This is a genomic window from Azoarcus sp. DN11 (genome assembly GCF_003628555.1).
GTDB lineage: Bacteria > Pseudomonadota > Gammaproteobacteria > Burkholderiales > Rhodocyclaceae > Aromatoleum.
This window is the reverse complement of record NZ_CP021731.1, coordinates 2,100,268-2,114,012: the sequence shown is the minus strand read 5'-3', so window position 1 is coordinate 2,114,012 and position 13,745 is coordinate 2,100,268. Positions and strand designations below refer to the sequence as shown.

12 protein-coding genes and 1 pseudogene are annotated in these 13,745 nt (G+C 67.8%); 1 reads left to right on the top strand and 12 read right to left on the bottom strand.

From position 1 onward, the window contains the following. Nucleotides 1–81: 81 nt before the first annotated feature. The 10 genes from CDA09_RS09655 to CDA09_RS09610 are packed head-to-tail and all read right to left on the bottom strand — an operon-like array spanning nucleotide 82 to nucleotide 9,839. Entirely contained in the window at nucleotides 82–966 is an 885-nt protein-coding gene (locus CDA09_RS09655) for an SDR family oxidoreductase (protein ID WP_121428425.1), read from the bottom strand. After that, the gene (locus CDA09_RS09650) at nucleotides 963–2,117 is read right to left on the bottom strand and encodes an acetyl-CoA C-acetyltransferase (protein WP_121428424.1); all 1,155 of its coding nucleotides are present in this window, start codon (nucleotides 2,115–2,117) and stop codon (nucleotides 963–965) included. The genes CDA09_RS09655 and CDA09_RS09650 overlap by 4 nt, the downstream gene beginning before the upstream one ends. Nucleotides 2,118–2,120: 3 nt before the next feature. Next, a complete protein-coding gene (locus tag CDA09_RS09645; RefSeq protein WP_121428423.1) occupies nucleotides 2,121–3,179 on the bottom strand; it encodes an acyl-CoA dehydrogenase family protein in 1,059 nt (352 codons plus the stop codon). Nucleotides 3,180–3,189: 10 nt separating this feature from the next. Continuing rightward, nucleotides 3,190–4,356, bottom strand: a complete 1,167-nt coding sequence (locus tag CDA09_RS09640) for an acyl-CoA dehydrogenase family protein (RefSeq protein ID WP_121428422.1) — start codon at nucleotides 4,354–4,356, stop codon at nucleotides 3,190–3,192. 11 nt (nucleotides 4,357–4,367) lie between these two features. Continuing rightward, nucleotides 4,368–5,120, bottom strand: a complete 753-nt coding sequence (locus tag CDA09_RS09635; RefSeq protein ID WP_121428421.1) for an enoyl-CoA hydratase family protein — start codon at nucleotides 5,118–5,120, stop codon at nucleotides 4,368–4,370. Between the two features lie 52 nt (nucleotides 5,121–5,172). Next, a complete protein-coding gene (locus tag CDA09_RS09630) occupies nucleotides 5,173–6,291 on the bottom strand; it encodes an NAD(P)H-dependent flavin oxidoreductase (protein ID WP_121428420.1) in 1,119 nt (372 codons plus the stop codon). Beyond that, on the bottom strand, nucleotides 6,288–7,226 hold the full coding sequence (locus tag CDA09_RS09625) for an enoyl-CoA hydratase (RefSeq protein ID WP_121428419.1): 939 nt from the start codon (nucleotides 7,224–7,226) through the stop codon (nucleotides 6,288–6,290). The genes CDA09_RS09630 and CDA09_RS09625 overlap by 4 nt, the downstream gene beginning before the upstream one ends. A gap of 19 nt (nucleotides 7,227–7,245) precedes the next feature. Next, entirely contained in the window at nucleotides 7,246–8,046 is an 801-nt protein-coding gene (locus tag CDA09_RS09620; RefSeq protein WP_121428418.1) for a CoA-transferase subunit beta, read from the bottom strand. 12 nt (nucleotides 8,047–8,058) lie between these two features. Continuing rightward, complete coding sequence (locus tag CDA09_RS09615; protein ID WP_121428417.1) at nucleotides 8,059–8,937, bottom strand: CoA transferase subunit A; 879 nt, start codon at nucleotides 8,935–8,937, stop codon at nucleotides 8,059–8,061. Between the two features lie 11 nt (nucleotides 8,938–8,948). Then, a complete protein-coding gene (locus CDA09_RS09610) occupies nucleotides 8,949–9,839 on the bottom strand; it encodes a VOC family protein (protein WP_121428416.1) in 891 nt (296 codons plus the stop codon). Between the two features lie 420 nt (nucleotides 9,840–10,259). Between CDA09_RS09610 and CDA09_RS09595 the strand changes: the two are divergent. Then, nucleotides 10,260–11,470, top strand: a pseudogene (locus CDA09_RS09595) (ISL3 family transposase). Between the two features lie 73 nt (nucleotides 11,471–11,543). Here the strand turns inward: CDA09_RS09595 and CDA09_RS09590 are convergent. Together CDA09_RS09590 and CDA09_RS09585 are read right to left on the bottom strand one after the other, a co-directional pair. Next, nucleotides 11,544–12,500, bottom strand: coding sequence for a bifunctional OB-fold nucleic acid binding domain-containing protein/MaoC family dehydratase (locus CDA09_RS09590; RefSeq protein ID WP_286164446.1), 957 nt, complete (start codon nucleotides 12,498–12,500; stop codon nucleotides 11,544–11,546). 11 nt (nucleotides 12,501–12,511) lie between these two features. Further along, on the bottom strand, nucleotides 12,512–13,723 hold the full coding sequence (locus tag CDA09_RS09585; protein WP_121428414.1) for a thiolase family protein: 1,212 nt from the start codon (nucleotides 13,721–13,723) through the stop codon (nucleotides 12,512–12,514). Nucleotides 13,724–13,745 lie beyond the last annotated feature (22 nt).

The window sequence follows — 13,745 nt, the reverse complement described above, 5'->3', positions numbered from 1 at the left end:
ATCGGAAAAACGCCCTGCAAGCAGGGCGTCTTCGTGCGAGCTCGTGCGGCACGGCTGGCATGCCGTGTTCGAGGCGCTCTTTCAGCTCCCCCACACCTTCTGCGCCGGCACCGCCTCGGCGAGGATCGCGTCGACCGCGGCGCCGACTTCGGCGGGCTCCCAGCGCGCGCCCTTGTCGCGCGTCACGCCGGTGCACCAGCCGTCGCACAGCGAGATGCGCCCGCCCTGGGCCTCGAAGACCTGGCCGCTGACGTGGCGCGACAGTGGGCTGCCGAGCCACACCACGAGCGGCGCGACGTTTTCCGCGGCCCACAGGTCGAAGCTGCCGTCCTCGGGCTTCTTCACTACCGCCGCCATCGCACTCTCGGTCATCGACGTGCGCGCCGACGGCGCCAGCGCATTGGCGGTGACGCCGTAGCGTGCCAGTTCGGCCGCCTGCACCAGCGTCAGCGAGGCGATGCCGCCTTTCGCCGCCGAGTAGTTCGACTGCCCGATCGAGCCCTGCAGTCCCGCACCCGAGCTGGTATTGATGATGCGCGCGTCGACCGTCTGGCCGGCCTTGGCCTGGTCGCGCCAGCGGCGGCCGAGGATGTTGGCGAGGCAGAAATGGCCTTTCAGATGCACGCGCATCACCTCGTCCCAATCCTCCTCGCCGAGGCTCACGAACATGCGGTCGCGCAGGATGCCGGCGTTGTTGACGACGACATGCACGTCGCCGAAGGCCTCGATCGCCGCATCGACGATGCGCTGCGCGGATTCGAGGCGCGTGATGTCGTTCGAATCGGCAATGGCCTTGCCGCCGCCTTCGCGGATTTCGCTCGCAACGGCCACGGCGGCCTCGTTGCGGATGTCGTTGACCACCACGTTCGCGCCCTCGGCCGCGAAGGCCAGCGCATAGGCGCGCCCGAGGCCGCCGCCGGCGCCGGTGATGATCACGGTGCGCCCGTCACAGATACCCTTTGTCATTTCAATACCTCGATGATCGTCACATTGGCCTGGCCACCGCCTTCGCACATCGTCTGCAGCCCGAAGCGGCCGCCGCTGCGTTCCAGTTCGTGCAGCAGCGTGGTCATCAGCCGCGCGCCGGTGGCGCCGAGCGGATGGCCCAGGGCGATGGCGCCGCCGTTGGCGTTGGTGCGGGCCGGGTCGTAGCCGGTCTCCTTCGCCCAGGCCATCACCACCGACGCGAAGGCTTCGTTGATCTCGACGCGGTCGATGTCGCCGATCGTCATGCCGGCCTTCTTCAGCGCCGCGCGCGTCGCGGGAATCGGCGCGGTGAGGTGCCAGATCGGGTCGTCGCCGAGCACGCTGAGGTGGTGGATGCGCGCGCGCGGGGTCAGGCCGTAGCGCTTCAACGCCGCTTCCGACACTACCAGCAGGGCCGCCGAGGCGTCGCAGGTCTGGCTCGACACGGCGGCGGTGATCGCGGGGAACTCGGGCCCGACCGGTTCCAGTTCGGCCATCTTCGCGAGCGTCGTGTCGCGCGGCGTCTCGTCGTGCTCGACGCCCTCCAGCGGCACGATCTCGCGCGCGAAGCGGCCTTCGGCGATCGCGGCACGGGCGCGGCGGTGGCTTTCGAGCGCGAATTCCTCCATCTGCGCGCGGCTAATGTGCCAGTGGTCGGCGATGCGCTGCGCGGCGTAGAACTGGTTCACCGGCTGCTCGCCGAAGCGCGCTTTCCAGCCGCGGCTGCCGGAGAACGGATCGGGGAAGCCGAGCGGCTGGCCGGCGAGCATTGCCGACGAGATCGGGATCTGCGTCATCGTCTGCACGCCGCCGACGGCGACGACGTCCTGCGTGCCGCTCATGACCGCCTGCGCGGCGAAATGCAGCGCCTGCTGCGACGAGCCGCACTGGCGGTCGACGGTCGTGCCCGGCACGTTGAGCGGCAGGCCCGCCGCGAGCCAGCTCGTGCGCGCGATGTCGCCCGCCTGCGAGCCGATGGTGTCGACGCAGCCGAAGATCACGTCGTCGTATTCCTCGGCGGGAATCGCGTTGCGCTCGACGAGCGCCTTCAGGACATGCGCGCCGAGGTCGACCGCATGCACGTGGGAGAGACCGCCCTTGCGCCTGCCGGTCGGGCTGCGCAGGGCGTCGACGATATAGGCTTCAGCCATTCCTTATTCCTCGAAGGTGCGCCCGGGGCCGAGCGCCGCGGCGTCGCCGAGCACGAAGCCCGCGACGCGCGTCTTGTGGAAGCCGCGGTCGCCCCACGACGCATCCAGCGCCCAGGCGCGTTTCATGAACATCTGCAGATCGACTTCCCAGGTGTAACCCATCGCGCCATGCACCTGGATGCCGTGGCGCGCGGCGAGCCACGCCGCTTCGCCGCACGCGAGCTTGGCGTGCGACACGCGCACCGCCACCCCCGCCTCGCCGTGCGCGAGCGCATGCGCGGCGCGGTACAGCACCGGTTTGGCGAATTCGATGCGCGTCGCCACGTCGGCGAGGTGGTGCTTCACGGCCTGGAAGCTGCCGATCGGTTTGCCGAACTGCTTGCGCTGCGCGGTGTAATCCACCGACAGATCCAGCATGCGCTGCGCAAGCCCGAGCAGCTGGCCCGCGGCCGACAGCACGCCGCGCTCCAGCGTCGCGGCCCACAGCGCGCGGCCGGCCTCCCCGGCCGCGACGCGGGTCGCCGAATTGGGCTCCCACACGACGCGCCCCAGGCGGCGCGAGTGGTCGACGCTCGGATTGGCGATCACGTCGACCAGCGCGCGCGGCACCGCATGCACCTCGTCGCCGTGCGCGAGCAGCAGCAGGTCCGCAGGCTGGGCGTCGGCGACGAAAGGATTGACCGGATGGCCGACGGCGATGCGGATGCTGCCGTCGGCGATCGCGCACAGTCGTTCCTCGCGCTTCGCGACCGTTTCCGGCAAGGCCGCGATCAGGCCGGCGGCGACGTAGGCGGTGTCGGCGAGCGAGTCGGGAATCGCGTAGTAGCCCAGCTCCTGCGTCATCAGCGACCACGCGACGTCGTCCATGCCGAGCCCGCCCAGGGACTCCGGCACCGACAGCGCGGTGAGGCCCTGCTCGGCGATCTTGTGGCGCAGGTCGGGCGAGCGGCCGACATCGGTGTCCCAGATCTCGCGCAGCATCTCGGGCGCGGCTTCCGTCATCAGGAAGCGGCTCACGGCTTCGCGGAACGCGAGCTGGTCGTCGGTAAAGGTGAAGTCCATGACGGCCCCCTCAGGATTTGGGCAGGCCGAGCATGCGCTCGGCGATGATGTTGCGCTGGATCTCGTTGGTGCCGGCGTAGATCGGGCCGGCCTGCGCGAACAGGAAGCCTTCGAGCCAGCTCGCCCCGTCCTCGGCCTCCGGCGCCTCGGCGACGAGTTCGCCGCGCGCGCCGAGGATGCGCATCGCCGTCTCGTGCATCTTGAGGTCGAGCTCGGACCACACGATCTTGTTGGTGCTCGCCTCGTCGCCGATGCGCGCACCCTTCGCAAGCCGTCCGACCGTGTGATACGCGGACAGCGCGTAGGCTTCGGCGCCCATCCACGATTCGCACACGGCGTCGCGGATCGCCGGGTCGCGGTCGGCCACCTCGCGGTGCGCCTGGTACAGCGCGACGAGCCGGCGCGTGGTGTGCTGGAAGCGTCCCGGCGAGCGCAGCAGCAGGCCGCGCTCGAAGCCGGCGGTGGCCATCGCGACGTGCCAGCCCTTGCCTTCGTCGCCGATGCGGTTCTCGACCGGCACGCGCACGTCGTCGAAGAAGATCTCGGCGAAGGCTTCCTTGCCGTTCAGCGCGCGGATCGGGCGGATCGTCACGCCGGGAGAATCGAGCGGCACGGTCAGGAAGCTGAGACCGTGATGGCGGCTGGAGGCCGGGTCGCTGCGGAACAGCCCGAACAGCCAGTCGGCGTAGATGGCGCGCGTCGACCAGGTCTTCTGGCCGTTGAGGACGTAATGATCGCCCTCCCGGATAGCCTTGCTGGTGATCGCCGCCATGTCGGAGCCGGCGTTCGGCTCCGACCAGCCCTGCGCCCACATGTCCTCGCTAGACGCCATGCGCGGCAGGAAGCGCTGCTTCTGCGCCTCGGTGCCGAACTCCATCAGCGTCGGCCCGAGCAGCAGCTGGCCGTTCTGGTTCACGCGCAGCGGCGCGCCCGAGGCGTAATACTCCTCCTCGAAGATCAGCCACTCGATGAGGTCGCAGCCGCGGCCGCCGAGCGCCTCGGGCCACATCACCATCGACAGGCGCGCATCGAACAGGCGCCGTTCCCATTCGCGGTGCTGCTCGAAGCCTTCGCGCGTGTCGTAGCTCGCGAGCGGCGTGCGCGGCACGTTGTCGGCGAGCCAGGCGCGGACCTCCGCGCGGAAGGCGCGCTGTCTGGGCGTAAACGCAAGCTCCATGGTGTCCCCCTTCAGAATTTCGCGTCGCGTTTTTCGACGAAGGCCCGGCGCGTTTCGGCCGAATCCGGGCTGGTGTAGGCCTGCAGCGTGAAGCCCTGCTCCCAGCGGTACTTGTCCTCGAGGTTGCCGTCCTCGATGCCGTTGAGCGCTTCCTTGGCGATGCGGATCATCGCGGGGCTCTTCGCGGCGATCTTCGCGGCGATGCCCAGCGCCGTCTCGCGCAACTCGCTGTGCGGCACGACGCGCTCGATAAAGCCGTAGCGCTCGGCGTCACGCGCGCCGATCTTCTCGCCGGTGAAGAACAGGTAGCGCACCTTCTGCACCGGGAAGAGGCGCTGCAGGTGCGCGCCACCGCCCATCGCGCCGCGGTCGACCTCGGGCAGGGCGAAGGTCGCGCACTCGGACGCGACGACGATGTCGGCCGCCCCCGTGATGCCGATGCCGCCGCCGAGAACGAAGCCGTGCACCGCCGCGATCACCGGCACCGCACAGCGATGCACGGCCTTGAAGGTCGCGTAGTTGCCGGCATTCACGGCAACGATGCGCTCCGGGTGGGCGTCGAGCTCCTTGATGTCGACGCCGGCGCAGAAGCCGCGACCCTCGGCACGGATCACGATGACCCGCACGTCCGGGTTGGCACCGAGTTCGTCGATGGTGCGCGCGAGCGCGAACCATTCGCTGCTGTCGAGTGCGTTGACCGGCGGCTTGTCGATCACCAGTTCGGCGATGCCGGCGTCGAGCCGGATGTGGATTGCGTTCGTCACGTGGGGGTCTCCAGTCTCTTCTGTGTGATGCGGGGTGTTCTTTGTTGGTGCGTCAGGCGGTGGAGCGTTCGCGCGGCGCTTCGAGCCGTGCACAGAGGCGCGCGAGGCAGGCCTCGGCCTCCGTGGCAATGCCGCGGATGACCTCTTCGCTGCTCTGCAGCTCGCCGATCGCCGCGGCGACCTGGCCGCTCGGCAGGATGCCCTCGTCGGGGCGCCCCTCGACCATCGAACGCTGCAGCAGCACCGGCTGGTTCGCGGACATCACGGTCTGCGACACCGCGCCGGCGTCTTCCTTGATCGCCTGGCGCAGCACGCCCAGCATGTGGCCCACGCTCATGCCGGTTTGCGCCTTCCACGCCCACGCACTCTTCAGCGCGATTGCGAGGCGCCCCAGCGGGCCCGCCGCTTCGAGGCGGCGGATGAAGGGGTTGTCGATCATGCGGTGGCGCATGCCGTCGACGGCGAGCGTCACGCGGATCTTCTGCGGGTCGTCCACCGCGACGTAGCGCTGCAGCGTCGCGCGCGGGGTTGGCGCATCGGTGGTCATCAGGAAGCGCGTGCCCATCGCGATGCCCGCGGCGCCCGCCGCGAGCGCCGCGGCCAACCCGCGTCCGGTCGAATAGCCGCCCGCCGCGATGACCGGCACCTTCACCGCATCGAGCACCTGCGGCAGCAGGATCGTCGTCGGCACGCCGCCGGTATGGCCACCGCCCTCGCCGCCCTGGATCGTGATCATGTCGGCGCCGAGTTCGACTGCCTTCACCGCATGCTTGAGCGCGCCCACGGTCGGGATGCACAGCACGCCGGCCTGCTTGAAGCGCGCGATGGTCTTCTTGTCCGGTCCGCGCCCGTAGCTCACCGCACGCAGCTTGTACTGGATCGCGAGATCGACGCACTGCGCGGCGTTTCCCTGGAACATGTGGAAGTTGAGGCCGAAATTCGTCCCGCCCGTCGCGGCGATCACCTTGCGGATCTCGCCTTCGAGCTTGTGCGCCTCGATCGTCGCGCCGGCGAGGAAGCCGAAGCCGCCGGCCTTGGTCGTCGCGATCACGAGGTTCGCGTCGGCGACCCAGCCCATCGCCGTCTGCACGATGGGATAGCGGCAGCCCAGCCGCTCGGTGAGCGGCGTGCGCAGCAGCGCGGAATAGTCGAACGGGGTGTCGCGGTTCATGCGCCCTCTCCTGCCGTGACGGCCTGCTTGTTGGCCTGGGCCATCGCCTTCGCGTCGTAGCCGCCCAGCTTGTCGCCGGACAGCAGTTCGTTGTGCGCATGCGCGAAGTGGTGCCAGCCGAAGGCGGCGTCCATCGCCGTGCGCTTGCCCTGCAGGTCCTCGACGTGATTGATCGCCTGCTTGGTCAGCGCGAGCCCCATGCGCGGCTGCTGCGCGATGCGCGCTGCGATCGCGTAGGTCGCCGCTTCGAGCTCGGCGCGCGGCACGACGCGATTGACCATGCCCATCTGGTACGCGCGCTCGGCCCCCATGCGGTCGCCGACGAAGAGGAACTCCTTGGCGATGCGCGGATGCAGCTCGAAGGGATGGGCGAAATACTCGACGCCCGGAATGCCCATTCGCACCACCGGATCCTGGAAGAAGGCGTCGTCGGAAGCGACGATCAGGTCGCACACCCACGCGAGCATCAGCCCGCCCGCGACGCACGCCCCCTGCACCATCGCAATGGTCGGCTTGGGCAGTTCGCGCCAGCGCCGGCACATCCCGAGGTACACCTCCTGCTCACGCGCGTAGAGGTACTCGCCGCCCGGCTTGTTGGTGTGATCCCACCACAGGTGCACGCGCTCGAAGGGCTTGTTGATGTCGCGCCCCGGCGTGCCGATGTCGTGCCCCGCAGAGAAGTGCTTGCCCTCGCCGCGCAACACGATCACCTTCACCGCGTCGTCATCGACGGCACGCCGCAAGGCCGCGTCGAGCGCATAGGTCATCTGCGAGTTCTGCGCGTTGTTGAACTCCGGCCGGCACATCGTCACGGTCGCGATGCCGTCCTGCACGGCGTACTTCACCGGCAGGTCGGTCTCATAGGACGAGGTGTCGGCGCGACTCACAAAATCACCGGCCTTGGTGGTCGTCGAAGGGGTCGTCGGGGCGGTCATGGTTCTTATCCTTGGCGCATCAGGCAGCCGGGCGGATGCCCGGGGGATTGCCCTTGATCGCGGTCGCGCGCAGCTCGTGCGGGTCGAGGCGGCGAATCAGCGCGAGCTGCTCGGCGGTCGGATGCGCGGTCTCGCACAGTTCGGGCGCCGCGATGAGCGGAAAGCCGGTCTTCTCCTGCACTTCCGCGAGGCTCACCCCAGGGTGCAGCGAGCGCACGCGCGCCGCCCGCGATGGGCCGTCGTAATCCATCACGCACAGGTCGGTAACGACGATGCGGATCTGCATCAGATCGCTGCGCTCGCCGTCGTTCCAACGCTCAGGGTTGAAGCCCACGCCGGACACCATGTCGACCTCGCCCTCGACAAACACGCGGCGGCTGTGATTCGGGACGAAGAAGGAGTTGATGTGGTTGATGCTGTTGCCGGGCAGGCCGCGCACGCCGAGCATCGCGGATTTCGGCTTGGCGTAATCGCCGACGCACGAGAGGTTGGTCTGGCCCCAGCGGTCCACCTGAGTCGGGCCGATCATCGCGTGGCGACGCCCGCCCCACACGCACTCGAACACGCGCTCGAAGGGCATATAGCCGGAATAGCGCGGCTGGTAATTCCCACGCGGCCCGAGCGGTATCGGCTCCTCGACGAGAAAGGCTTCGCTGTCGGTCATCAGCAGGCCCTCGCTGTACGTGAGCTTCGCGAGGCTCGCGCCCAGGCGCGGGATCACACCCAAGCCGGACGCGAGTACTTCGCCGTCGCCGCGCCACGCTTCCGAGGCGGCGACGATCATCAGTTCGGCAAGGGTGAAATCAATCTTTTCGGTCATCGCGGAGTCTCCTCAGAACACCGGCAGCGGCAGCGTCGCCAGACGCGCGGCCCCGCCGTTCTTTTCCTGGTAGGCGGCTTCGCCCGGCGCGACGAACTCGTCGACATAGGCCTGCCAGCCGCCCTCCTCGCCCGCGCTTGCCGCGTAGCGTTTGAAGTGGCTCATGTCCCAGCCGTAGTCCGACGGGCACGAGGTCGGATGCGCGCCGAAAGGCGCCTCGACGACGCCGGTCACGAGGTAGCGCTCGAAGGTGTTGCTGCGCGCGCTCGCGGCATCGAGCTGCAGCCGCTCCTCGACGCGCTCCGCGGACACGTAGCACTGCTCGGCCGCGCGTGCGAAGAGGTGGTCGAAGTAGGGATCGGGCCCGGTCACCAGGGTGTTGCCGAGGCGGTCGGCGACATTCACGTGCAGCAGCGCGACATCGAGCTTCAGCGCCGGCATCGCGATCAGCACCTCGCCGTCGTCGTAGGGCGAACGGATCGTGCGTAGTTTGGGGTTGAGCTTCACGACATCGGTCGCAAGGCCGCAACGCGTCGGCAGGAAGGGCAGGCGCATGCTGGCGGCGCGCAGGCCCCACTGGAACATGCCCTCGTCGAGCTCCATCAATTCCTTCAGCTCGCCCGCCTCGCGCGCCTTGCGGTAATACGGTTCGAGCGGGATCGCGTCGAGCGTCGCGAAGCCGAACACCAGCTTCTTCACCTTCCCCGCCGCGCACAGCATGCCGACCTCCGGCCCGCCGTAGGCGACCACCGTCAGGTCCTTCACCGGCGAGCGCAGAATCTCGCGCACGATCGCCATCGGCTTGCGCCGCGGCCCCCATCCTCCGAATCCGACCGTCATGCCGTCGCGCAGCGCGCCGGCGACATCCGCCGTTGTCATCCGCTTGTCCATTGATGGCGTCCTTATTTCTGTCCGACCGAGAAGTCGTGGCCCCACAGGCTCACGCGCGTGAATTCGAAGGCGGTGTGGCGCGCCCAGTCGACCTGCAGCCCGCCGTAGCCGTATTCGAGGTCGAAGTCCGACGGCGTCTTCATGTAGAAGGAGATCATGCGGTCGTTGAGGTGCTGCCCGAGTGTGGCCGACAGCGGCACGCCCTGTGCGATGCGGCGGTCGTGCGCACGCCCGACCTCGGTCATCGAATCGACTTCGACCATCACGTGCACGCAGCCCGACGGCATCGGATATTCGGCCAGCGCGAGGCTGTGGTGACGCGCGTTGGCGCAGTGCAGGAAGTGGATGCGCACCGCCGGGCCGGCCGGATCAGGACGGAAATTGAAGATGTCCGACACGCCGAAGCCGAGCACCTCGCGATGGAAGGCCACGGTCTCGTCGAAATTCGGCGCGGGCAGCACGGTGTGGCCCAGCCCCATGTCGCCGGTGACGAAGCGCGGCACGGCCTGCGGCGACACGAACGGCAGGCAATCGGAGCGATGGCCCCAGCCCAGTTCGTGGCGGTTGCCGGCAGGATCGATGACGATCGCGATGGCCTGCATGCCGCGCTGCTCGCACAGCCCGGCCGACGCCGGCTCCCATTTCGCGCGCTTCTGTTCGAGCACGGTGATCGCGGCATCGAAGGCGCGCTCGTCCGCCAGCTCCCAGCCCGACACGAGGTAACGGCGCTCGGCCCCTTCGACCACCAGCATGCGGAACGGACGCTCGTCCATCTTCACGTACATGCCGCCGCCGGGTGCCGATGCGGTCATCATGCCCAGCACGTCCTGCGCATAGCCCTGCCATTCGGCGAGCTGATCGGTTTGGGCGACGATGTAACCCAGACCGCGAATATCGATCATGTCTCCGGCTCCCATGAGCCCGGCACTTGCCGGTATGGAAGCCATTTTCGCGACGAGCCGCCGCACGCTCATCGTCCGTTGAGACTAAACAGCAGAGGGACGTTGGCGCCGCGCTGTCACGGCCCGGACATGGGAGCCATCACCTCCCGCCTCCCCGCCGTCATCGACCGCGTCGGCGGGCGACTGCCGGCCGACTTTCCGCCGGGAGTTGTGGATTGATGAGGCTACAGGGCGGGTAATCCGGTACAACCTGGCCTCGCCTGACCGACGCGCTGCAGGGCAATCGTGACGTAGATTTCGTCCTCCCGCCACGCCAAAAAAAAGGTTCTTCGCGCGATCTGGGGAAAGTAGAGGTTGACGGGTCGGAGGTTGGTAGATTGGCAGTCGCCAAACAAACCGATCCCCTTCCTCTTCCCCGTCATGCGAGATGCTATGTTGGGCCTGGTCTTCTGGGAAGGCCATGTCGTCGATTCATCCCAGGAGCGAACCGACGGTTCGCTGCTTCTGTCCCTTTCTGAAGTCCCCTCTTACCGTCCCCGATGCGGGCGTTGCGCCAGTGAGTGCGTCCTGATTCATGAGCGACGGCGGCGCCGGGTGCGCGACCGAGACTGGTTTGACCGACGGGTCTGGCTGGACGTGCCGATCCGGCGGCTCGACTGCTATCAGTGCGGCGCGCGTGCGGCCGAGCGGCTGAGCTGGCTCGATGCGGGCGAGCGCATCACGCACCGACTGCGAGCCTGGGTCCAGGCGCTCGTACAGATGCTGCCGATTGCCCATGTTGCCGAACTGACCGGTTTGCACTGGCACACCATCAAGCGCATCGACCAGCGACGCCTGCAGGCCCGGTACGGCGATTTCGAGGCCCAGGGGTGCGTCGGCTGGTGATGGATGAGTTCGCCCTGCACAAGGGACACCGCTACGCGACGGTGATCATGGATGCTGAACGCATGCGGGTGCTGTGGGTCGGAGAAGGCAACAGTCGCGAGGCGATCCGACCATTCTTCGAACTGCTCGGCGAAGAAGGCTGCCAACACATCGAAGCCGTCGCGATGGACATGAACACCGCCTTCGATCTGGAGGTGCGAGCCCATTGTCCGAACGCAGAAGTAGTCTATGACCTGTTTCACGTCGTCGCGCGCTTCGGTCGGGAAGTGGTCGATCGGGTGCGGGTCGATCAGGCCAACGCCTTGCGCAGCGCGCCGGCACAGCGTCAGGTGATCAAGCGCTCTCGCTGGCTGTTGCTGCGTAACCGCGACAACCTCGGCAACGAGCAGGCGGTCAAGCTTGACGAGTTGCTGGCGGCCAACGCGCCACTGGCCACTGTCTATCTTCTCAAGACGGCCATCAAGGAAGTCTGGTTCGCCCCGACCGTGCGAGAAGGGGCACGAAGATGGAAGCACTGGTATCGCTTGGCCATCGACAGCGGGATCGCGCCGGCCATCGCCTTCGCCAAACGGCTGCGCAAGTACCTACGAGGCATTCTCGCCTCAGCCATCTTCCCGCTCAACACCAGCGTCCTCGAAGGCGTCAATAACCGCATCAAGGTCATCAAGCGCATGGCCTACGGGTTCCGCGACTCAGCCTATTTCTTCCTGAAGATCAAGGCCGCCTTCCCCGGAAAAACGCGATGAACCAAAAAAAAACCGCTCACCCGACGGGCAGAGCGGCCAATAAGGAGAGGACCACTACGAGAGCACTACAAAACTACATATACAGAATCACCAGATCGTTGATGACCGACGGGCGTTCGTTGCCGACGACATGGGTCGTCACTTCCAGCGTCAGCTGCATGCCCTTGGCGAGCTTCTCGACCGCTTTCACTCGCGCCCGCGCGTGGATGCGGGAGCCGGCGGGGACCGGTGAGGGGAAGCGCAGGCGGTCGGAGCCGTAATTGACCATGTTGTTGAAGCCGGTGACCTCGAAGCCGAGCGGCATCTTGAGGCGCGATTGCAGGATCTGCACCAGCGCGCCGTGCGCGATCGTGCCGCCGAAGGGGCTCTGCTTCGCGGCGCGCTCGGGATCGGTGTGGATCCAGTAGTCGTCGCCGGAAAGCTTCGCGAATTCGTCGATCAGCACCTGGTCGACGACGACCTGGTTGCTCCACGGGGTGAAGGCGTCGCTCACCAGCGATTTCATCGCCGCCTCGTCGTCGAAGCGCACCCGGCGCACGTCCGTCGCCGCGATTTCCGCGGCCAGCTGGGCGTCCGCGGCGGCCGCGAGCGCTTGCGGGGTGCTGTCGATACGCGCCGGAAAATCGCCGTCCGCGGCGGTGAAGCGCAGCAGCGTCGCGCCGTCCGCGCGCACCTTGTCGAACACCGGCTTCACGCGCATGCCGATGCGGATCTCGTCTTCGTTCAGGCCGACCAGCGTGGTGTTGATGCGCACGCCTTCGTCGAGTTCGACCACCGCGAGTTTCTGCGGCATTTCGTCGGCAAAGTCGGGCAGCGTCGGGATGCGCGCGACGGTGTAGGAATAGAGCTGGCCGGCGCCCGACACTTCGCGCCATTCGACGGCGTGCGAGAAGCAGCGGTCGCAGTGGCGGCGCGGGTAGAAGATCCAGTGGCCGCAGGCGGTGCAGTGCGGGATCCGCAGCACGCCCTCCTTCAGCGCATTCCAGAACGGGGCCGAGATCTCGGTCGCCACCGGCATCGGTTTATTCATCGACATCTTCATCACGCTCCCTGCAGGATCAAGGCGCCCTGCTCGCTCATCACGCCGCCGGTGCCGGACACATACACCCGGTCGCAACGCTTCAACTGACGGTCGCCCGCACGCCCGGCGAGCTGGGTGAAGGCCTCGATCACCTGCGACATGCCGCCGGCCGATCCGGCCTGGCCGAAGCTGAGCTGGCCGCCGTGGGTGTTCATGGGAAAATCACCGCGCCAAGTGAGGTCGTGCTCGCGCACGAAGCGCATGCCTTCGCCCTTCTCGCAGAAGCCGGCGTCTTCGAGCGTGAGGAGCGCCGTGATCGTGTAGCAGTCGTAGATCTGCGCCGCGTCGACATCGCCCGGCTTGATGCCCGCCATCTCGAAGGCGCGCCGCGAGGCCGGCCCGATCGGGGTCTCGGTCATCTCGGCCGCATACGACGGCGACTTGAAGGCGAGATGCTCGCCGAAGCCCGTGACGAAGGCTCCACGGTTGCGCGCACGCGCCGCGAGTTCCTTCGACGCGACGATCACCGCCGCGCCGCCGGCGACCGGCATCACGATCTCCAGCACGTGCAGCGGATCGGCGACCATCTTGCTCGCCAGCACCTCTTCCGCCGTGAGCGGCTTGCCGAAGAACATCGCGTCCGGGTTCGTCAGCGCGTTGGTGCGCTGATCGACGGCGATCTTCGCCATCGCCAGCGGGTCGTAGCCGTACTTGGCCGCGTAGCGCTGCGCGATCATCGCGTAGCCGGTGTTCTGGCCCATGTGGCCGTAGGGCAGGTCGAATTCCGCCTCGGGCGCGCCGAAGGCGGTGCTGTGCCCGCCGTAGCGCATCGCCCGCGCCATCCACGCTGGATCCTCGTCGGGGCCGAAGGGCGCCATGCGCGCCGGCAGCACACACAGCACCGCCTGGCACAGCCCGAGTTCGATCGCAGCCGCCGCGCGCCACACCATGCCGACGGACGTGGTGCCGCCCAGGTCGACGACCTCGGCGAAGTTCAACTTCATCCCGAGGTACTCGGCCGCCATCGCCGGCACGAACACGGAAGCCTCGTGGAACTGCGGCCCGTTGATGACGAGGCCGTCGAGATCCGACGCCTTCAGCCCGGCGTCCTGCAGCGCGCGCGCCGCGAGATCCGCCACCTGTTCGAGGTGGAACATGCGCGGCGCGGTCGCGTATTTTTCCGGCCTGTACTGCGCCGCCCCGACGATCGCGGCTTGTCCTTTCAGTCCCATGTCAGCCCCTGTTCGCGATTTT